Genomic DNA, 20,374 nt, shown 5'->3' with positions numbered 1-20,374 from the left:
TTCCCGCGCTGACGCGCTTGTCCTCAATCGCCGGACAGGCTCGATGCGTCGCCTGTGCGGACCGTTTCAGCCCACCCCAGCGATCCTCCAGCCCGCCCCGGCGCAGTTGTTCCAGCCCGTCCGGCGTTTGAGGACGAGCGCGCAGCGCGACAAACCCCCGCCTGGCGGCGAACCCCCACCCGCCCACGCGGCACCCTCCCCCAGCCCGTCCGGCGTCTGAGGACGAGGCGCGCAGCGCCCATGAAGCGGGGGCCCAGGGGGCAGCAGCCCCATGGTTCGGGAAGGGGCGGGACTGGGGCGCCCCGCGAGGGACCCGCACCGGCACCGGCACCGCCACTCGTGGGAAACGACAGGGCAACGATCGCCATCCCGTGAGCATCGTCATCTACGCGCGTAGGGCCGAACCGGCTACCCTCGTCGGCGTGAACGCTTCAGTTATTCCGGAAGACATCCAGGGCGACCCGTACGCCGCCGCCGACGCCGCCGCCGCACGCCTGCGCGAGCTGACCGGCGCAGAGACCCACGACGTCGCCCTCGTGATGGGCTCCGGCTGGGCCCCGGCCGTGGACGCCCTCGGCGCCCCCGAGGCGGAGTTCCCCGTCACGGAGCTGCCGGGGTTCCCGCCGCCGGCCGTCGAGGGCCACGGCGGCCGCGTCCGCTCCTTCACGGTCGGTGCGAAGCGCGCCCTGGTCTACCTGGGCCGTACGCACTACTACGAGGGCCGCGGCGTCGCCGCCGTCGCGCACGGCGTACGGACCGCCGTCGCCGCGGGCTGCAAGACGATCGTGCTGACCAACGGCTGCGGCGGCCTCCGCGAGGGCATGCGCCCGGGCCAGCCCGTTCTGATCAGCGACCACCTGAACCTGACGGCGACCTCCCCGATCGTCGGCGCGAACTTCGTGGACCTGACCGACCTGTACTCGCCGCGCCTGCGCGCGCTGTGCAAGGAGATCGACCCCACCCTCGAAGAGGGCGTGTACGCACAGTTCCCGGGCCCGCACTACGAGACCCCGGCGGAGATCCGCATGGCTCGTACCATCGGCGCGGACCTGGTCGGCATGTCGACGGTGCTTGAGGCCATCGCGGCCCGCGAGGCCGGCGCGGAGGTCCTCGGCATCTCCCTGGTGACCAACCTCGCCGCGGGCATGACGGGCGAGCCGCTGAACCACGAAGAGGTCCTGCAGGCAGGCCGCGACTCCGCCACCCGCATGGGTGAGCTGCTCGGACAGGTCCTGGGCCGCATCTGACCCGGCGGGCACCCCGCGTGGCACCGAGCGCCGCGCGGGGTACCTACCCGGACGCGTACACGCCGTACGAGAACGACCCTTCACGGAGAGGCCGACCACACGTGCAGGACCACGCAGAACTCATCGCCAGGGCCAAGGCCTGGCTCGCCGAGGACCCGGACCCCGAGACCCGCGAGGACCTGGCCAAGCTCGTCGACGCGGCGCCGGGCACCCCGGCCGTCCTCGACGATCTCGCCGCCAGGTTCGCGGGCACCCTGCAGTTCGGCACCGCGGGGCTGCGCGGTGAGCTGGGCGCGGGCCCCATGCGGATGAACCGCTCCGTGGTCATCCGCGCGGCCGCGGGCCTCGCGGCGTACCTGAAGGCCAAGGGCCAGGCGGGTGGCCTGGTGGTGGTCGGCTACGACGCGCGGTACAAGTCGGCCGACTTCGCCAGGGACACCGCCGCCGTGATGACCGGCGCGGGCCTGCGCGCCGCCGTCCTACCGCGCCCCCTGCCGACCCCCGTCCTCGCCTTCGCCATACGGCATCTGGGCGCGGTCGCGGGCGTCGAGGTCACCGCGAGCCACAACCCGCCGCGCGACAACGGTTACAAGGTGTACCTGGGCGACGGCTCCCAGATCGTGCCCCCGGCCGACGCGGAGATCGCCGCCGAGATCGCGGCGGTGCGCGCCCTCGACGACGTACCGCGGCCCGAGACCGGGTGGGAGACCCTCGGCGAGGACGTCCTGGAGGCCTACCTGGCCCGCACGGACGCCGTCCTGGCCCCCGGCTCCCCGCGCGGCGCCCGCACCGTCTACACGGCGATGCACGGCGTCGGCAAGGAGACCCTCCTGGCTGCCTTCGCGCGGGCCGGTTTCCCCGAGCCGGTGCTCGTCGCCGAGCAGGCGGAGCCCGACCCGGACTTCCCGACCGTCGCCTTTCCCAACCCGGAGGAGCCGGGCGCGATGGACCTGGCGTTCGCCACGGCCCGTGCGGCGCGCCCGGACCTGGTGATCGCCAACGACCCGGACGCGGACCGCTGCGCGGTGGCCGTCCCGGTGGGCGACGGCGCCCTGCGGATGCTGCGCGGCGACGAGGTGGGCGCGCTGCTCGCCGCACACCTGGTGCGCAGGGGTGTCGCGCCGGACGGGCCGCGCACCTTCGCCGAGTCGATCGTGTCGTCGTCGCTGCTCGGCCGCATCGCCGAGAAGGCGGGCCTCGGCTACGAGGAGACGCTGACGGGCTTCAAGTGGATCGCCCGCGTCGACGGCCTGCGGTACGGCTACGAGGAGGCGCTCGGCTACTGCGTCGACCCCGATGGCGTACGCGACAAGGACGGCATCACGGCGGCGCTGCTGATCTCTGAGCTGGCCTCCGAGCTGAAGGAGGAGGGCCGCACCCTGCTCGACCTGCTCGACGACCTCGCCGTGGAACACGGCCTGCACGCCACCGACCAGCTCTCGGTCCGGGTGCGGGACCTGTCGCTCATCGCGGCCGCGATGCGCCGCCTGCGCGAGCGGCAGCCGGAGCGGCTCGCCGGTCTCGCCGTGACGGCCGCCGAGGACCTGGCCGAGGGCACCGCGACGCTGCCGCCCACGGACGGCCTTCGGTACACGCTCGACGGCGCCCGCGTCATCGTGCGCCCCAGCGGCACCGAGCCGAAGCTCAAGTGCTATCTGGAGGTCGTGGTGCCGGTGGCCGGGCACGCGGAGCTGCCGCGGGCCCGCGAGAAGGCGACGGAGCTGCTCACCGCGCTCAAGCGGGACCTCGCGGAGGCGGCGGGCATCTGACGCCCCCTCCCCGGGGAGGCCACCGCGGCTTCCCGCCACCCGTACGCGCGGGCGCACGACCGTCCGTCCGAACGGGTGGTTCCGCCGCGACAACTGACGCTGCTCCCCGGTGCGCTGCCGGTCCCTCAGGAAGGGTCGGCCGGTAGCGCACCTTCTCGTACCGGGAGCCGCAGTGCCGTACGGACCCCGCACCAACGTCCCGCCCGTCTCGCCCCGGTCGGCCTCCGCGCCGACCCGCGTCCCCCCGTCCCGCCGCTCCCGCGCGACGGCGCCCCGCCCGGCCGCGCACCTGCGTCTGGCCGCCGCGCTGCGGCACGCGGCGCCCGCGCTCCTCGCCTACGGGGCCGTCCGGGCCCTCGGGCTGCTCGTCCTCGCCATCTGGGCGCACCGCGAGCACCGCGAGCTGTGGCACCTGCTCGCGGAGTCCTGGGACTGCGACTGGTACCTGCGGATCGCCGCGCACGGCTACGCGGACACCCTCGGCCGCGCCTACGACCGGAACAACCTGGCGTTCTTCCCGCTGTTCCCGCTGCTGCTGCGAGCGGGCGACGCGCTGTTGCCGTGGGCGCCGCGCGGCGCGGTGGGCCTCACGGTCTCCCTCGTCTCCTCGTTCCTCGCGGCATGGGGGATCTTCAAGGTCGGCGACCTGCTGCACGGGCGGCGCGTGGGCGTGCTCCTCGCGGCGTCGTGGGCGTGTCTGCCGGTCGCCCTGGTGCAGTGGATGGGCTACACGGAGTCGCTGTTCACGGCGTTCGCCGCGTGGTCCCTGTACGCCGTCCTCACCGGCCGCTGGGTGTGGGCCGGAGCGCTCGCGGCCCTCGCGGGACTCACCCGCCCCACGGGGGTGGCCGTCGCCGCCGCCGTGTCGGTCGCCGCGCTCCTCGCGCTGCGCCGCCGCTTCGACGCGCGTGCCCTGGCCGGAGCGGTCCTCGCGCCGCTCGGCTGGCTCGCGTACGTGAGCTGGGTGGGGGTGCGCCTCGGCCGCTGGGACGGCTACTTCGCCGTACAGAAGCTGTGGCACAACGAGTGGGACGGCGGCGTCGGCACCCTGCGCTGGATGAAGAAGCTGTTCCTGGTGGAGCGCCCGCAACTGTTCCTGGTGATGGTCACCATCGTTCTCTTCGGCGCGCTTGTCCTGTACGTGCTCTCCCTCACCGGGGGCGGGCAGCCGCTGCCTCTGCTGGTGTTCGCCGGCCTGATGGTCGCCATCGTGCTCGGCTCCCGCGGCGTCTACTTCCCGCGCGCCCGCTTCCTGCTCCCCGCCTTCCCACTGCTCCTGCCGGTGGCGCTCGCCCTCGCCCGGGTCCGGCTACGCGTGGCCGCCGCCGTGGTCACGGCGGCGGCGGTGGTGTCTGCTGCCTTCGGGGGGCACATGCTGCTTGTGTGGCTGGGGCCGCCTTGATTTGCCTTGTGTGGCTGGCGCCGCCTCGATCCACCTCGTGTGGCTGCCGCCGCCTCGATCCGTCTCGCGTGGCTGGCGCCGCCTCGATCCACCTCGTGTGGCTGCCGCCGCCTCAATCCGTCTCGCGTGGCTCGCGCCGCCTCGATCCACCTCGCGTGGCTGCCGCCGCCTCAATCCGTCTCGCGTGGCTCGCGCCGCCTCGATCCACCTCGTGTGGCTGCCGCCGCCTCAATCCGTCTCGTGTGGCTCGCGCCGCCTCGATCCGCCTCGTGTGGCTGGCGCCGCCTCGACTTGCCTTGTGTGGCTGGCGCCGCCTCGATCCGCCTCGCGTGGCTGCCGCCGCCTCAATTCGTCTCGCGTGGCTCGCGCCGCCTCGACTTGCCTTGTGTGGCTGGCGCCGCCTCGATCCGCCTCGCGTGGCTGCCGCCGCCTCGACTTGCCTCGCGTGGCTCGCGCCGCCTCGATTCGCCTCGTGTGCTCGCGCCTCGATTTGTTCTACCTGGTTCAGCTCACCCCGAGCAGCACGGCGAGCAGCACCGCGCCTGCCGCGCACGGTCCCAGGATCTCGTAGGCCCAGCGCACCACCGGCTCGCCCTGTGCGGCCTCCGCGTTCTCGCGCCGCTCGGCGATCTCGCGCAGGTCGTCCATGGCCTGGTCGCCCGCGTCCCGGGTGTTCGGCGAGGTCGCGCCCGGGGCGCCGGGGCGGATGCGGCTGGCCACGGGGTCGTCCGACGCGACCTGCTGGGCGTGCCGCCGCGCGGCCTTCTTGCGGCCCCGCAGCGACACGGGGACGGCCCACAGTTGGTACTTGGTGCCGTCCTGCGTGAAGACCTCGTTCGAGTACCCGGAGCGCAGTCCGGAGATCGCGCCCCACGGCAGCGTGATCGTGCGGAACGGGTTGCGGACGCGCAGCCGGTCCTCGTTGGCGAACACCGCGGGCCGCAGGGTGTAGGCGATGACGAGCGGCACCGCGAAGAGCAGTCCGGCGAGGGCGATCCACGGGGTGTTCCCCTCGCCCCGGATCAGCGCGTCGACGCCGAACCAGACACCGATCGCGAGCAGCAGCACGCCACCGGCGATGGCTGCGGGGGAACGGTGCACTCGGTCCTTGTACGCGGGGTCCTGGTGCGCGGTGTCCTTCTGCACGGCGTCCGGGTGCGCGGCGTCCGGGTGCGCGAGGTCCTGGTGCGCGGAGTCCTGCTGCGCGGAGTCCTGCTGCGCGGAGTCCTGCTGCGCGGGGTCCGCCGAGCCCTGCTCCGGCGGTGTGGGCTGCGGGTCGCTCGTCATGGGGCCGATTCTGCCTGACGTACCGGCCGGGACCCCGCGCGCGGCGGGGGTATGGGGATTGGTCCAGACCTAGTACGGTCGAGGGTTGTCATGTACGCCTAATCTCTCACCCCTGGAGAGTCATGACCCGCACCGGAAGAGGAACCAGGAACCAACCAGGACTCTTACGAAGAGTGGCCACAGCCCTGCGCGGCCGGACCGCCGTGCTGTGCGCGGCCCTGCTGCTCCCCGCCTCCCTGCTCACCGCCCTGACCGCGAGCGCGGCCCCCGCGGCGGGCACCCTCACCGCTGCCTTCAGTACGGAGGGCAGCGGCTCGTCCTGGCAGGGCAAGTACGTCGTCCGCAACAGCGGCTCCGCCGCCGCCTCCGGCTGGACCCTGGAGTTCGACCTGCCCGCGGGCGTCACCGTCGGCGGCCACACGCACGGCGAGGCCACCGTCTCGGGGCGCCACGTCACCGTGAAGAACGCGTACTACAACGGACGGGTCCCCGCGGGCGGCACGACCGAGCCGTACAGCTACTTCTTCACGGGCAACGGGCCGATCGGCGCGCCCACGGGGTGCACGATCAACGGCGACAAGTGCGACGGCTCGCCCGACAAGCCGCCGTCCGCCCCCGGCGCCCCGACCGTCACCACCGCCACCTCCCGCACCATCTCCCTGACCTGGCCCCCTGCCGGCGCGGGCGACTATCCCGTGACCACGTACGAGGTCCTCAGCGGTGACCGCGTGGTCGCCTCCTCCGCGACCAACGGCGCCACCGTCACCGACCTGACCCCCGCCACCCGCTACACCTTCACCGTCCGCGCCAAGGACCGGCGCGGCAACACCAGTCCCCTGAGTCCCGCGGTCACCGCGACCACCGTCGACCCCGCGACCGACCCGGCCCCACCGAGTGCGCCCGGCGCCCTGCGCGCCACCGGCAAGACACAGGTCTCGGCGACGCTGGCCTGGGAGAAGTCCACGGACAACGTGGCCGTCGCCGCCTACGACATCTACCGCGGCGGCACGTTGGCCAAGACCGTGCCCGCCTCGGCCACCACCGCCACCGTCGAGGGGCTCACCCCCGCCACCGCCTACACCTTCACCGTGAAGGCGCGTGACACCGCCGACAACGAATCGCCCGCCTCCAACGCCGTGAAGGTCACCACGGACGACGCCGCCGGGCCCGGCAACCACCTCGCGGTGGGCTACTTCTCGCAGTGGGGCATCTACGGCCGCCAGTACTTCGTGAAGAACCTGGACACGTCCGGTGCCGCCGCCAAACTCGACGTCATCAACTACGCCTTCGAGAACGTCGACCCGGTCAACCACACCTGCCTGGCCGGAGTGACCAAGGGCGGCTCGGGCAATCCCCAGGACCCCGACGAGGGCACCGGCGCGGGGGACGCCGAGGCCGACTACGGCCGCGCCTTCTCCGCCGCCCAGTCCGTGGACGGCGTCGCGGACGACGGCTGGGGCAAGCTGCGCGGCAACTTCAACCAGCTCAAGAAGCTCAAGGCCAAGCATCCGCACCTGAAGGTCGTCGTCTCGCTCGGTGGCTGGACGTTCTCCAAGTTCTTCTCCGACGCGGCGGCGACGCCCGCGTCCCGGGCGAAGTTCGTCAAGTCCTGCGTCGACACCTGGATCAAGGGGGACCTGCCCGTCGCCGGTGGCGCGGGGGGTCCCGGGACGGGGGCCGGTGTCTTCGACGGCATCGACATCGACTGGGAGTGGCCCGGGGCGGAGGGCCACCCCGGCAACCACTACGGGGCGGCCGACAAGGACAACCTGACGGCGCTGCTCGCCGAGTTCCGCAAGCAGTTGGACGCCACCGGTGGGGCGCACAAGCTGCTCACCGCCTTCACCCCCGCCGACCCCGCGAAGATCGAGGCCGGGTGGGACATCAAGAAGATCTTCGACTATCTGGACTTCGCCAATGTCCAGGGCTACGACTTCCACGGCTCCGGCAGCGACAACTCCTGGGAGCCCAAGCGCACCGGGCACCAGGCGAATCTGCACCGTGACGCCCAGGACCCGTACGCCTTCGACTTCAGCGTCGAGCGGGCCGTCCAGACGTACCTGGACGCGGGGGTCAATCCGCGCAAGCTCACCATCGGCTTCCCGTTCTACGGGCGTGGCTGGAAGGAGGTCGCCGACGGGGGCGCCAAGGGCGAGTGGCAGGCCGCCAACGGGGCGGCTCCCGGGCAGTTCCCGGAGGAGTCCGGGATCAGGGGCTATCACAATATGATGGTGAATGTTCCTAATCTCACCATTCATCATGATGAGCAGTCCATCTCCACCTATGGCTACACCGGCAACGGCGGGCAGTGGTGGAGCTTCGACGACGCCTGGTCGATCGGCAAGAAGACCGCGTGGCTCAAGTCGAAGGGGTTGCTCGGCGGCATGGTCTGGGAAATGTCCGGCGACACCCCTACGGGGACGTTGATGACGGCCCTGGACAACGGGCTGAAGTGACGCCCCTGCCTTGATACTCCCCGTCGCCTGCACTGACGGTTTTCGCCTTTCCGTTTGTGGGGGTGGCGGGGTCGTGGCGGGATGGCCGTGCTCGCGTAGTGGACACTGCCTCGTTCACCGCACCGTAAGTGTGTCGCTTGGCACGCTGCGCTCGGTCATCCCGCCACGACCCCTCCGGCCGCGACAGCGTCTGCGGCCCGGTGGATCTTGCGGCTTCCGCCGCCCCCTCGCCCCCCTTCTGTGGGCAACTGGTCCGCCAGGGGCGAGGGGGGTACCTCCCTGCTCGAGCGGAGCCGAGAGCTTGGGGGAGGGTGGGCACAGCCCAAACCGCCGGGCTCCCGTTATGCAGGGAGAAGGGCACAGCCCCACCGCTGAGTGCCAGGGGCAAGCAAAGGCACCCTGTACAAGCCGCTACGCGCGTAGATATGCTCCCCTCGTGACCATGCGGACGACTCCATCCACAGAGACAGACGAGGCCGGCGGGGCCACCCCCCGCACCCTCGCCGACGTGCCCACGTCGGCGAGCACGCTGCGCCGCTTCCTGCACGGCCTGCCGGGCGTGGACGCGGTGGGCCTGGAGGCCCGTGCCGCCTCGCTCGGGACGCGTTCGATCAAGACCACGGCGAAGGCGTACGCCATCGACCTGGCCATCTCCATGATCGACCTGACGACCCTGGAAGGCGCCGACACCGCGGGCAAGGTCCGCGCGCTCGGTGCCAAGGCCGTCCACCCGGACCCGACGGACCGCTCCACGCCGCGCACGGCGGCGGTCTGTGTGTACCCGGACATGGTCGCCACCGCCAAGGAGGCCGTCGCCGGCAGTGGCGTCAAGGTCGCCTCGGTCGCCACCGCCTTCCCCGCGGGCCGCGCCGCCCTTGGCGTGAAGCTCGCCGACGTACGCGACGCCGTCGCCGCCGGAGCGGACGAGATCGACATGGTCATCGACCGCGGCGCCTTCCTCGCGGGCGACTACATGAAGGTGTACGAGGAGATCGTCGCCGTGAAGGAGGCCTCGGGGCCCGCCCGCCTGAAGGTCATCTTCGAGACCGGCGAGCTGTCCACGTACGACAACATCCGGCGCGCCAGTTGGATCGGCATGCTCGCCGGCGCGGACTTCATCAAGACCTCGACCGGCAAGGTCGGAGTGAACGCGACCCCCGCGAACACCCTGCTCATGCTCGAAGCCGTCCGCGACTTCCGCGCGCAGACCGGCGTCCAGGTGGGCGTGAAGCCCGCGGGCGGCATCCGTACCGCCAAGGACGCCCTCAAGTTCCTGGTCCTGGTCAACGAGACCGCGGGCGCGGACTGGCTGGACAACCACTGGTTCCGCTTCGGCGCCTCCAGCCTGCTCAACGACCTGCTGATGCAGCGCCAGAAGCTGGCAACCGGACGCTACTCCGGACCTGACTACGTGACGGTGGACTGATCATCATGGCATCGATTTTTGAGTACGCGCCCGCGCCCGAGTCCCGTTCGGTCGTCGACATCGCTCCGTCCTACGGCCTGTTCATCGACGGTGAGTTCGCCGACGCCGCCGACGGGAAGGTCTTCAAGTCCGTCTCCCCGGCCACCGAGGAAGTTCTCTCCGAGGTCGCCCAGGCAGGTGAGGCCGACGTCGACCGTGCGGTGCAGGCCGCCCGCAAGGCCTTCGAGAAGTGGTCCGCCCTGCCGGGTGCCGAGCGCGGCAAGTATCTGTTCCGGATCGCCCGCATCATCCAGGAACGCAGTCGCGAGCTCGCCGTCCTGGAGACCCTCGACAACGGCAAGCCCATCAAGGAGACCCGCGACGCGGACCTCCCCCTGGTCGCCGCCCACTTCTTCTACTACGCGGGCTGGGCCGACAAGCTCGACCACGCGGGGTACGGGGCCGATCCGCGGGCGCTCGGCGTTGCCGGGCAGGTCATCCCGTGGAACTTTCCGCTCCTTATGCTGGCCTGGAAGATCGCTCCCGCGCTCGCCACCGGTAACACCGTGGTGCTGAAGCCCGCCGAGACCACTCCGCTGTCCGCGCTCTTCTTCGCCGACATCTGCCGTCAGGCGGGACTCCCCAAGGGCGTCGTCAACATCCTGCCGGGGTACGGGGACGCGGGCGCCGCTCTCGTCGCCCACTCGGACGTGAACAAGGTCGCCTTCACCGGCTCCACCGCCGTCGGCAAGCAGATCGCCCGCACGGTCGCCGGCACCGACAAGAAGCTCACCCTGGAGCTCGGCGGCAAGGGCGCCAACATCGTCTTCGACGACGCCCCCATCGACCAGGCCGTCGAAGGCATCGTCACCGGCATCTTCTTCAACCAGGGACAGGTCTGCTGCGCCGGTTCGCGGCTCCTTGTGCAGGAGTCCGTTCAGGACGAGGTGCTCGATGCTCTGAAGCGGCGGCTCACCACGCTGCGGCTCGGTGATCCGTTGGACAAGAACACCGACATCGGCGCCATCAACTCCGCCGAGCAGCTCGCCCGCATCACCGCCCTCGCCGACACCGGCGAGGCCGAGGGCGCCGAGCGCTGGAGCGCCCCTTGTGAGCTGCCGAGCTCCGGCTACTGGTTCGCGCCCACCCTGTTCACCAATGTCACCCAGGCGCACACCGTCGCCCGGGACGAGATCTTCGGCCCCGTGCTCTCGGTCCTGACGTTCCGTACGCCCGACGAAGCCGTCGCCAAGGCCAACAACACGCAGTACGGGCTCTCGGCCGGTATCTGGACGGAGAAGGGCTCGCGCATTCTCGCCGTCGCGAACAAGCTCCGCGCCGGGGTCGTCTGGGCCAACACGTTCAACAAGTTCGACCCGACCTCGCCCTTCGGCGGCTACAAGGAGTCGGGCTTCGGCCGCGAGGGCGGTCGCCACGGCCTGGAGGCTTACCTCGATGTCTGACGCGCGTCTCAGTGTTCTGAAGACCTACAAGCTGTACGTGGGCGGCAAGTTCCCGCGGTCCGAGAGTGGACGGGTGTACGAGGTGACCGACCTCAAGGGCAAGTGGCTCGCCAATGCTCCGCTGTCCTCCCGCAAGGACGCCCGTGACGCGGTTGTCGCCGCGCGCAAGGCGTTCGGCGGGTGGGCGGGTGCGACCGCCTACAACCGCGGTCAGGTGCTCTACCGCGTCGCGGAGATGCTGGAGGGCCGCCGCGAGCAGTTCGTCCGCGAGGTCGCCGACGCGGAGGGCCTCTCGAAGTCCAAGGCCGCCGCGGTCGTCGACGCGGCCGTGGACCGCTGGGTCTGGTACGCGGGCTGGACCGACAAGATCGCTCAGGTGGTGGGAGGGGCGAACCCGGTCGCGGGCCCGTTCTTCAATCTGTCCACGCCCGAGCCGACCGGTGTCGTCGCCGTCGTGGCGCCCCGGGAGTCGTCCTTCCTGGGCCTGGTGTCGGTCGTGGCCCCCGTGATCGCGGCCGGTAACACGGCCGTCGTCATCGCCTCCGAGAAGGCACCGCTGCCCGCTCTCAGCCTTGGCGAGGTCCTGGCCACGTCCGACCTGCCGGGCGGCGTCGTCAACGTACTCAGTGGCAGGGCCGCCGAACTCGCGCTGCCGCTGGCCGCCCACCAGGACGTGAACGGCATCGACCTGGCCGGTGCGGACGCCGACCTGGCGAAGGAGCTGGAAGTCGCCGCGGCCGACAACCTGAAGCGCGTGCTGCGTCCACAGGCTGTGGACAGCGACGCGGACTTCACCGCCGCGCCCGGCACCCGGCGCCTGACGTTCTTCCTGGAGACCAAGACGGTCTGGCACCCGACCGGCTCTCTCGGCGCCTCGGGCTCCGCGTACTGAGCACGCTGCCGCGGGGCCCCGTCCCCGCGGCAGCAGTCTTTCGCCCGGACTATTCGGGCAGCGTCCCGGTGACCCGGTCCACCACCGGCAGCTCCGCGAGCGAGCTGCCCCGCGTCAGCGGCTTCGTCACCGTGGCGGTGGACACCGGCTTGAAGTCGGCGATCTGTGTGCCCACGGAGTTGTCGAGCGGATCCGTGTCGGTGCCGGCCAGCGGGTTGAGCCGTAGGTCCTTGACGGGCCCGAGGCCACCGACCGTGGCCCGCTGCAATCCGTTGAGCAGCGCGTTCCCGGCTGTGGCCACGCCCGCCACACCCGCGTCACCGGCCACCGTCTCCAGCCCCCGGGCCGGTGGCGCCGCGGCGCTCGCAGCCGTCGCCCCGAGGCCGATGGCCGCCCCCGCCGCCGACACCGTGAGTCCTGCGCGCAGCAGCGCCCGGGACGCGGAGAAACTCTTCGGCGCCGAATGCCGCGCCGCTTGCCGTGCAGGGTTTCGAACCATCAGACCGCCTCAAAGAAACATACTTAAGTAATCGAGCGTGCGCGAAGAGTAGTGGACGTGGGGTGTCCGTATCAAAGACCCGCTTCGCTCGTGCACCCCTCTTCGCGCGTGCCCTGTCCGGCCTGCCCCCGCCCGCGGGCATTCGCGCCGCCCCGGGTCTGGGCACCCCGGGGGCCCCGGTTGATAATGTCCCGGACCACCGCCGACGAGCGGCGTCGGGAGAAGCGCCAGCGACCTCCGACCCATCGGCATTACCCCTGGTGAGAAGGTTCACAGCTTTGGGTTCCCATCCCGCGATACCCACCCGCGTCGTGCTGCTCGCCGGCCCCTCAGGCTCGGGCAAGTCGTCGTTCGCGGCCCGCTCGGGGCTGCCCGTGCTGTGCCTCGACGACTTCTACAAGGAGTGCACCGACCCGTCGCTCCCCCAGGTCCCCGGCACGTCGGACATCGACTGGGACTCGCCGCTGTCCTGGGACGCGGACGTCGCCCTCGCCGCGATCGGCGAGCTGTGCCGTACGGGCCGTACCCGCGTCCCGGTGTACGACATCGCGACGAGCTCACGAGTCGGCGAGGAGGCGCTCGACATCGAGCGCACGCCGTTGTTCATCGCGGAGGGCATCTTCGCCGCCGACATCGTGGAGCGCTGCCGTGAGATGGGTGTCCTCGCGGACGCGATCTGTCTGCGCGGCCGTCCCTCGACGACGTTCCGCCGTCGGCTCCTGCGCGATCTGCGTGAGGGCCGCAAGTCCGTGCCGTTCCTGCTGCGCCGCGGCTGGCGCCTGATGCGCGCGGAGCGCTCCATCGTGGCCCGCCAGACGGCGCTCGGCGCGCACCCCTGCGGCAAGGACGAGGCCCTCGGCCGCCTCACGGACGCCGCCGCCGGGCGCTGCGTCAAGGCCCGCGCGGCGGCCGCCTGACCCGGGCGCCTGACCCGGGCGCCCGGCCCGGGCACGTCACTCGTACCCGTACCCGTACTCGACCCAGCCCGGCCCGGCACACGCCCGGCACGCCCACAGCGAGCACAACAAAAACAGCGGGCCCGGAAAGACCCCCCGGCCCTCCGGTCCCGCTGCCCGTGCCCCCGTGCTCCCCCCGTGTCCCCCCTCGTGCGAGGCCCCGAACCCCCCGGTTCCCCCGGGCCTCGCTCCTGCTTCCGCCGCTTCCCCCGAAGCGGCGGTCCCCCCGTCCTCAGGCCACCAGCTCGCCGAAGGACTCCTCCTGGTCACGGCCGAAGCTGAGGACCTCGTCCTCGCGCAGCCGGCGGAGCGACCGCCAGATGCTGGACTTCACCGTGCCCACGCTGATGTCGAGGATGTCCGCGATCTCCGGGTCCGTGCGGCCCTCGTAGTAGCGGAGGACCAGCATGGTGCGCTGGAGCTCGGGCAGCCGGGCCAGGGCCTGCCACAGGACCGCGCGCAGCTCGGTGCCGCGCATCGCGTCCGTGTCGCCCACCGTCTCCGGCAGTTCCTCGGTCGGGTACTCGTTGAGCTTGCGGCGCCGCCAGGCGCTGATGTGCAGGTTCGTCATCGTGCGCCGCAGATAGCCGCCGACGGCGGCCTTGTCGCTGATGCGGTCCCAGGCCCGGTAGGTCGAGAACAGCGCGCTCTGCAGCAGGTCCTCGGCGTCGAACCGGTCACCGGTCAGGTGGTAGGCGGTTGCGTACAGAGAGGCACGGCGCTCCTGGACGTATGCGGTGAACGCCGCTTCGGCGTCCTCGCTGCCCGTCCGGGGCTGCGCCCGCTCCCCCGAGGCCTCCCTGTACGCGGCTCCCCCGTGAGCTCCCCCGTCACCGCCGCCCTTGAGTGCGTCAACCACCGTCATGTACGTGGTGTGCTGACGCCCGGTGCCGCGAGCGCACCCCCGCCCGCTCACGGCACCGGACTTCTCGTACTTCTCAGAACTCCTGCCGACGTCGTGCAGACGCGTGACAACTGCGCTTGAGCTGGTGCTGTGCAGCGTGTTCATCTCGCGCCCCCCGTCGTAGAGTCTGGGATTTCCGTGTGACCAGAACTCTGCCGGAGCCACTTCATGGCGTTGTCCGCCGACTGTCACAGGCCTGCAACAGGGCTCGTGGCGCGCTCGTGGGCCGGTGGAGCGCCGCTGACTCGTGTGGGTGCGGTGTGAGACGCCGGCCAACAGTCGAACTGGGCCCGCACCATGGGACAGAATGACGTTTGTGCCTTCCCTGTTGCTGATCGAGGACGACGACGCCATCCGGACGGCCCTGGAGCTTTCGCTGACGCGCCAGGGCCACCGGGTGGCCACCGCTGCCACCGGCGAGGACGGTCTGAAGCTGCTCAGTGAGCAGCGTCCTGACCTGATCGTGCTGGATGTGATGCTGCCCGGCATCGACGGTTTCGAGGTGTGCCGCCGCATCCGGCGCACCGACCAGTTGCCGATCATCCTGTTGACCGCGCGCAGCGACGACATCGACGTGGTGGTCGGCCTGGAGTCCGGCGCCGACGACTATGTGGTCAAGCCCGTGCAGGGGCGGGTGCTCGACGCTCGTATCCGCGCGGTGCTCCGCCGTGGCGAGCGGGAGGCCAACGACGCCGCGACGTTCGGTTCGCTGGTGATCGACCGGGCCGCGATGACGGTGACGAAGAACGGTGAGGACCTGCAACTGACGCCGACCGAGCTGCGGCTGCTCCTGGAGCTGAGCCGCAGGCCGGGCCAGGCCCTGTCCCGCCAGCAGTTGCTCCGCCTGGTGTGGGAGCACGACTACCTCGGTGACTCGCGGCTCGTCGACGCCTGTGTGCAGCGGCTGCGCGCGAAGGTGGAGGACGTGCCGTCCTCGCCGACGCTGATCCGTACGGTGCGCGGTGTGGGATACCGGCTGGACACGCCTCAGTGACCAAAGCGCACGACAAGCTCCACGGCCTGCCCGCGGCCCGCAAGGCGATCCTGTCCGGGCTGCGCTTCACCAGCCTGCGGCTGCGTCTGGTGGTCGTCTTCGCCCTGGTGGCGCTGACCGCGGCCGTGTCCGCGTCCGGCATCGCGTACTGGCTCAACCGCGAGGCCGTCCTCACGCGCGCCCAGGACGCGGCGCTCAAGGACTTCCGGCAGCAGTTGCAGGCCCGCGCGGGCGCCCTCCCGCCCCATGCCACGCAGGACGAACTACAGGTCGCCGCCGGTCAGATGGCGACGAGCAGCCAGCGCTACAGCGTGCTCCTGATCGGTGAGGACGCCTCGGGGAAGCGGGTGTACGGGTACTCCGACCTGGACGGCTTCACCCTCGCCAAGGTGCCGAAGGCCCTGCGGGACGCGGTCAAGAAGCAGCAGGCGGTCTCCTCCGGCAACCGGAGCCCGTACCACCTGTACTGGCAGCGCAGCACGGACCACGGCACGCCGTACCTGGTGGGCGGGGCGAAGGTGATCGGCGGCGGGCCCACGGGCTACATGCTCAAGTCGCTCGAACCGGAGGCCAAGGACCTCAGCTCCCTCGGCTGGTCCCTGGCGATCGCCACAGCCCTCGCCCTCGTCGGCGCCGCGCTGCTCGCGCAGGCGGCCGCCACGACCGTACTGAAGCCCGTGCACCGCCTCGGGGTCGCCGCGCGCAGGCTCGGCGAGGGCAAGCTGGACACCCGCCTGCGGGTGTCGGGCACCGACGAACTCGCGGATCTGTCCCGGACGTTCAACCGCACCGCGGAGAACCTGGAGAAGAGGATCGCGGACATGAGTGCCCGCGACGAGGCGAGCCGTCGCTTCGTGGCGGACATGTCGCACGAGCTGCGCACCCCGCTGACCGCGATCACCGCGGTGACGGAGGTCCTGGAGGAGGAGCTGGACGCGGAGACCGGCTCCGTCGACCCGATGATCGAGCCCGCCGTGCGCCTCGTGGTCAGCGAGACCCGGCGCCTGAACGACCTGGTCGAGAATCTGATGGAGGTCACCCGCTTCGACGCGGGCACCGCGAGGCTCGTCCTGGACGACGTCGACATCGCCGACCAGATCACCGCGTGCATCGACGCCCGCGCCTGGCTCGACGCCGTCGAGCTCGACGCCGAGCGCGGCAGCACCGTCCGCCTCGACCCACGCCGTCTCGACGTCATCCTCGCCAACCTCATCGGCAACGCCCTCAAGCACGGCGGCTCCCCGGTGAAGGTGTCGGTACGCCTGGACGGCGAGAGCCTGCTCATCGCCGTACGGGACGGGGGTCCGGGCATTCCCGAGGACGTCCTGCCGCACGTCTTCGACCGCTTCTACAAGGCCAGCGCGTCCCGGCCGCGCTCGGAGGGCAGCGGGCTCGGGCTCTCCATCGCCCTGGAGAACGCCCACATCCACGGCGGCGAGATCACCGCCGCGAACTCGCCGGGCGGGGGCGCGGTGTTCACGCTGTGCCTGCCCCGGGACCCCTCGCCGCTGACGGCCGATCCCGGACCGGACGGGGACGCCGACCCGGAGGCCGACGGGGGCCCGGACGGGGACCGCCCCGAGGAAGGCAGGGAGAAGTCATGACCGGGCGACGGCTGAGTGCCGCGCTTGCCACCACGGTGCTCATGGCCGCGCTCGGCGGCTGCGGCATCCGCTCCACGGAGGTGCCGACGGACTTCGGCCCCGCGCCCTCGCGGGTGCCGTGCGTGGCGTCGGGCTCGGGCATCTCGGCGCGGGACGAGGCCACGGGCGTACCCGTACAGATCTTCCTGGTGTGCGCGTCCCAGCTCGTGACCGTCGACCGGACGGTGCGGATTCCCCATGAGAAGGCCACGACGGACCGGGTCCGCATCGCGCAGACGCTCCTCGACGAGCTGTCCACGCCGCCGTCCCAGGCCGCCAAACAGGCCGGGTACGCCACCGACGTACGCCGCGGCATCACCGTCTCTGGGCCCCAGCGCAGCGACCCGGACGTGGCGCTGCGACTGAGCTCCCGCCCCGAGGACCTGTCGTCCCTGGCGCTCGCGCAGATCGTGTGCACCTACGCGGACGGCGCGGTCGCGGACAGCGACGGCACGGTCGTCATCGGCGGCCCCGCCGGCACCCCGCTGCTGCGCTACGAGTGCACACAGGCGGTGCGCTCCCGTCCGGGCACGGTGCCGCCGCCGTCGCAGACGGTGGAGCGGTAGCCGAACGGGCTCCTTCCACAAGCGGACGCACCGTTGCGGAACCGATCCCGCCGCGCCCGGCGTCTTGGGGGGCGTGCGTCAAGGCTCGGGCGGGCGCGGAGCCGCCATTCGCTTTCGCGCGGTGGGAGGGATCCTCCTCGCCGCGCACTTCCTGGTCGTCGCGTGGATCACGCTGCGCCCGCTCGACGTGCCCTGGGTGAGCGCGGCGAACCTGGAACCCCTCGCCGGCATCAAGGCGGACCTGGAGCGCGGCCCGGAGCAGGCGGCCCGGCAGATCGGCGGGGCACTGCTGCTCCTGGCGCCGCTCGGGGTGCTGCTGCCGCTGGCCGGGGGGCGGCTCACCGTCTCCCCGCTGGCTTCGCTCGCGCGCACGGTCGCCGTGGGCGCGCTGCTCTCGCTGGGCATCGAGCTGTTGCAGACCGGGGTGCCGGGACAGGTGGTCGACGTCGACTCGCTGCTGTTGAACACCCTCGGCGTCGCACTGGCACATCTGGCCGTGGTGCCCGCCGTGCGGGCCCAACTGCGGCGCCGCCGGGGCGGAGGCGGACGGTCGCCGACCGTTGCCCGCCGCAGCCAGGAGCCCTCTCAGGGGCCGACCCCGAAGATTCCCAGGGTCGGCGTCGCCCCCTAGCCTGACGCTTTGCCCGTTTCGCGCGCCTACCGTGGAGTCATCGGGGCGTCGGACGAGCCGCCGCTCCGGCCCACCATCGCGCACGGTCCTGGAATCGTGAACGGCCCCGGGATCGTCGACGGTCCACGAAGGAGTCCCCATGTCCGCCCTTGCCCGCCCCACCGACGGCCGCATGATCGGCGGTGTGTGCGCCGCCCTCTCCCGCCGCTTCGGCATGTCCGCCACGACCGTGCGCGTGCTGTTCGTCGTGTCCTGTCTGCTGCCGGGACCGCAGTTCCTGCTCTACATCGCCCTGTGGATCCTGCTGCCCACCGAGAACCGGACGAAGACGGCCTGGTGACGGCGGCGCGGCCTGGCCTGCGCCGGGCCCGTCGTGGTACGCCGACGGGGCGCGTCCCCGTGCGGGTGCGCCCCGTCGTGCGTGTGCGGTGCGGCTCAGCCGAGCGGGAGACCGCCCGTCGGCAGGGCTTGCAGCGGCAGAGCCTTGAGGGGCATGCCGCCCGTCGGCAGGGAGTTGTTGGCCAGGGCCTGCTTGACCGGGAGGCCGCCGAGGAGGCCGGAGAGCGGGTCCGCGGCGGGCTGGGGGGCGGGCTTGGTGCTCCTGGCTGCCTTGTCGGCGGCGCCGCCGTTCTCGCCCTCGTCGTCGCCCAGCGGCACCATCCGGTCGACGGTGGGCTGTACGGCGGTCAGGCCGGTGTTGAGCGCGCTCTGGCCGGCGGCGAGGGACTGGGGTGCGCCGTCGGGCAGGGTCTCGGCTAGCTCGCCGACCGGTGCCGCCGAGGTGACCGAGGCAACGGTCCCCGCGGCGTCCGGCACGGCCGAGGCCGCGTTCGCCGCACCGGCGCCCGTGGCGGCGAAGGCGGCACCGAGGGCGGCGACACCGAGGGTCTTGGCAGCAGACTGCTTCATCTTCAATGCGTCCTTGATGACGGGGGCGTTGAGCGGTGCTCGACCGTAAACACCCTCAAGGTCACCCCGCAAACAACCGAAAACGGCCGGGGATTCATGTCCCCGGCCGTCCCTTTGGCGCAGTCCCGCCGGTCAGGAGGCGGGAGATCCGCTGGTCGAAGTGGTCTGACGGAACAGCCACTCGGACTTCAGTTCGGCATAACCGGGCTTGATGACGTCATTGATCATGGCCAGCCTTTCATCGAAAGGAATGAACGCCGACTTCATCGCATTGACGGTGAACCACTGCATGTCGTCGAGCGTGTAGCCGAAAGTGTCGACCAGGTGCTCGAACTCGCGGCTCATGCTGGTGCCTGACATCAGCCGGTTGTCGGTGTTCACCGTCGCCCGGAAGTGCAGCTTGCGCAGCAGGCCGATGGGGTGGTTCTCGTACGAGGCCGCCGCACCGGTCTGCAGGTTGGAGCTGGGGCACAGCTCCAGCGGGATGCGCTTGTCGCGTACGTAGGACGCGAGCCGGCCGAGCTGGACCGTGCCGTCCTCGCCGACCTTGATGTCGTCGATGATGCGCACGCCGTGGCCGAGCCGGTCGGCGCCGCACCACTGGAGGGCCTGCCAGATCGAGGGCAGGCCGAAGGCCTCACCGGCGTGGATGGTGAAGTGGTTGTTCTCCCGCTTCAGATACTCGAAGGCGTCGAGGTGGCGGGTGGGAGGGAAGCCTGCCTCGGCCCCCGCGATGTCGAATCCGACGACGCCCAGATCACGGTAGCGGTTGGCGAGTTCGGCGATCTCCAGGGCGCGGGCGGCGTGCCGCATGGCGGTGAGCAGCGCGCCCACGCGGATGCGGTGGCCGTTCTCGCGGGCGCGGCGCTCGCCCTCGCGGAAGCCCTCGTTCACGGCCTCGACGACCTCTTCGAGGGTGAGTCCCGCCTCCAGGTGCTGCTCGGGGGCGTAGCGGATCTCGGCGTAGACGACGCCGTCCTCCGCCAGGTCCTCGGCGCACTCGGCGGCGACGCGGAAGAGGGCGTCGCGGGTCTGCATGACGGCGCAGGTGTGGGCGAAGGTCTCCAGATACCGCTCCAGGGAGCCCGAGTCGGCCGCCTCGCGGAACCAGACGCCGAGCTTGTCGGGGTCGGTCTCGGGCAGGCCCTCGTAGCCGCATTCCCGGGCCAGGTCGACGATGGTGCCGGGGCGCAGGCCGCCGTCGAGGTGGTCGTGCAGGAGGACCTTCGGGGCGCGCCGGATCTGCTCCGGTCCGGGGGTGCCGGGGTGACTCGGGCGGCTCGTGGGGCCGCCCGCTGCGCTGATCTTGCTGGTCTGGCTCGTCATTTCGGCACTGTAGCGCCTACGCGCG

The 20,374-nt window shown here is 71.7% G+C and carries 18 protein-coding genes; 13 read left to right on the top strand and 5 right to left on the bottom strand.

What is annotated here, in order from left to right:
* The first annotated feature begins 422 nt into the window (after window positions 1–422).
* The 3 genes from IG78_RS0113285 to IG78_RS0113275 all read left to right on the top strand — a co-directional run bounded on the left by IG78_RS0113285 (window position 423) and on the right by IG78_RS0113275 (window position 4,418).
* A complete protein-coding gene (locus IG78_RS0113285) occupies window positions 423–1,247 on the top strand; it encodes a purine-nucleoside phosphorylase (protein ID WP_030562550.1) in 825 nt (274 codons plus the stop codon).
* 101 nt (window positions 1,248–1,348) lie between these two features.
* Window positions 1,349–3,016 (top strand): phospho-sugar mutase, encoded by a 1,668-nt coding sequence (locus tag IG78_RS0113280; RefSeq protein WP_030562548.1) that lies wholly within the window; start codon window positions 1,349–1,351, stop codon window positions 3,014–3,016.
* 172 nt (window positions 3,017–3,188) lie between these two features.
* Window positions 3,189–4,418, top strand: coding sequence for a mannosyltransferase family protein (locus tag IG78_RS0113275; protein WP_051852589.1), 1,230 nt, complete (start codon window positions 3,189–3,191; stop codon window positions 4,416–4,418).
* 504 nt (window positions 4,419–4,922) lie between these two features.
* Here the strand turns inward: IG78_RS0113275 and IG78_RS0113270 are convergent.
* Complete coding sequence (locus IG78_RS0113270) at window positions 4,923–5,705, bottom strand: PH domain-containing protein (RefSeq protein WP_030562544.1); 783 nt, start codon at window positions 5,703–5,705, stop codon at window positions 4,923–4,925.
* Window positions 5,706–5,827: 122 nt separating this feature from the next.
* Between IG78_RS0113270 and IG78_RS0113265 the strand changes: the two genes are divergently transcribed.
* From IG78_RS0113265 to IG78_RS0113250, 4 genes are all read left to right on the top strand, one after another.
* Complete coding sequence (locus IG78_RS0113265) at window positions 5,828–8,161, top strand: glycosyl hydrolase family 18 protein (protein WP_078965455.1); 2,334 nt, start codon at window positions 5,828–5,830, stop codon at window positions 8,159–8,161.
* Between the two features lie 442 nt (window positions 8,162–8,603).
* The gene (gene deoC, locus IG78_RS0113260) at window positions 8,604–9,587 is read left to right on the top strand and encodes a deoxyribose-phosphate aldolase (RefSeq protein WP_051852601.1); all 984 of its coding nucleotides are present in this window, start codon (window positions 8,604–8,606) and stop codon (window positions 9,585–9,587) included.
* A gap of 5 nt (window positions 9,588–9,592) precedes the next feature.
* Window positions 9,593–11,029, top strand: coding sequence for an aldehyde dehydrogenase family protein (locus IG78_RS0113255; protein ID WP_030562538.1), 1,437 nt, complete (start codon window positions 9,593–9,595; stop codon window positions 11,027–11,029).
* On the top strand, window positions 11,022–11,921 hold the full coding sequence (locus tag IG78_RS0113250) for an aldehyde dehydrogenase family protein (RefSeq protein ID WP_030562536.1): 900 nt from the start codon (window positions 11,022–11,024) through the stop codon (window positions 11,919–11,921). Before IG78_RS0113255 ends, IG78_RS0113250 begins: the two co-directional genes overlap by 8 nt.
* A 49-nt stretch (window positions 11,922–11,970) precedes the next feature.
* On the opposite strand, the gene IG78_RS0113245 is transcribed toward IG78_RS0113250, so the two are convergent.
* Window positions 11,971–12,420 carry a hypothetical protein gene (locus tag IG78_RS0113245; RefSeq protein WP_030562534.1) on the bottom strand — a complete coding sequence of 150 codons (450 nt, stop codon included), beginning with the start codon at window positions 12,418–12,420 and terminating at the stop codon, window positions 11,971–11,973.
* A 278-nt stretch (window positions 12,421–12,698) separates the two neighbouring features.
* Here IG78_RS0113245 and IG78_RS0113240 point away from each other — a divergent pair, with 278 nt between their 5' ends.
* On the top strand, window positions 12,699–13,337 hold the full coding sequence (locus IG78_RS0113240) for a uridine kinase family protein (RefSeq protein WP_037686046.1): 639 nt from the start codon (window positions 12,699–12,701) through the stop codon (window positions 13,335–13,337).
* A 271-nt stretch (window positions 13,338–13,608) separates the two neighbouring features.
* On the opposite strand, the gene IG78_RS0113235 is transcribed toward IG78_RS0113240, so the two are convergent.
* Window positions 13,609–14,385, bottom strand: a complete 777-nt coding sequence (locus IG78_RS0113235) for a SigE family RNA polymerase sigma factor (RefSeq protein ID WP_030562530.1) — start codon at window positions 14,383–14,385, stop codon at window positions 13,609–13,611.
* 211 nt (window positions 14,386–14,596) lie between these two features.
* Here IG78_RS0113235 and afsQ1 point away from each other — a divergent pair, with 211 nt between their 5' ends.
* The 5 genes from afsQ1 to IG78_RS0113210 all read left to right on the top strand — a co-directional run bounded on the left by afsQ1 (window position 14,597) and on the right by IG78_RS0113210 (window position 18,454).
* Window positions 14,597–15,274 (top strand): two-component system response regulator AfsQ1, encoded by a 678-nt coding sequence (afsQ1, locus tag IG78_RS0113230; RefSeq protein WP_030562528.1) that lies wholly within the window; start codon window positions 14,597–14,599, stop codon window positions 15,272–15,274.
* The gene (locus tag IG78_RS0113225) at window positions 15,271–16,878 is read left to right on the top strand and encodes a sensor histidine kinase (RefSeq protein ID WP_030562526.1); all 1,608 of its coding nucleotides are present in this window, start codon (window positions 15,271–15,273) and stop codon (window positions 16,876–16,878) included. Before afsQ1 ends, IG78_RS0113225 begins: the two co-directional genes overlap by 4 nt.
* Window positions 16,875–17,483, top strand: coding sequence for a hypothetical protein (locus IG78_RS0113220; RefSeq protein WP_030562524.1), 609 nt, complete (start codon window positions 16,875–16,877; stop codon window positions 17,481–17,483). The genes IG78_RS0113225 and IG78_RS0113220 overlap by 4 nt, the downstream gene beginning before the upstream one ends.
* Before the next feature lie 121 nt (window positions 17,484–17,604).
* A complete protein-coding gene (locus tag IG78_RS0113215; protein WP_225882199.1) occupies window positions 17,605–18,114 on the top strand; it encodes a VanZ family protein in 510 nt (169 codons plus the stop codon).
* 139 nt (window positions 18,115–18,253) lie between these two features.
* Window positions 18,254–18,454, top strand: a complete 201-nt coding sequence (locus IG78_RS0113210) for a PspC domain-containing protein (protein WP_030562520.1) — start codon at window positions 18,254–18,256, stop codon at window positions 18,452–18,454.
* A 95-nt stretch (window positions 18,455–18,549) separates the two neighbouring features.
* Here IG78_RS0113210 and IG78_RS0113205 read toward each other — a convergent pair whose 3' ends face one another.
* Together IG78_RS0113205 and IG78_RS0113200 are read right to left on the bottom strand one after the other, a co-directional pair.
* Window positions 18,550–19,023 carry a hypothetical protein gene (locus IG78_RS0113205; RefSeq protein ID WP_030562518.1) on the bottom strand — a complete coding sequence of 158 codons (474 nt, stop codon included), beginning with the start codon at window positions 19,021–19,023 and terminating at the stop codon, window positions 18,550–18,552.
* A 132-nt stretch (window positions 19,024–19,155) separates the two neighbouring features.
* Window positions 19,156–20,349 carry an adenosine deaminase gene (locus tag IG78_RS0113200; protein ID WP_037686043.1) on the bottom strand — a complete coding sequence of 398 codons (1,194 nt, stop codon included), beginning with the start codon at window positions 20,347–20,349 and terminating at the stop codon, window positions 19,156–19,158.
* Window positions 20,350–20,374 lie beyond the last annotated feature (25 nt).

Origin of the sequence: Streptomyces aureocirculatus (assembly GCF_000720475.1) — a bacterium.
In the GTDB taxonomy this organism is placed as follows: domain Bacteria; phylum Actinomycetota; class Actinomycetes; order Streptomycetales; family Streptomycetaceae; genus Streptomyces; species Streptomyces aureocirculatus.
Note: the sequence above shows the minus strand (reverse complement) of the source record. Positions and strands in the feature narration are given on the sequence as shown.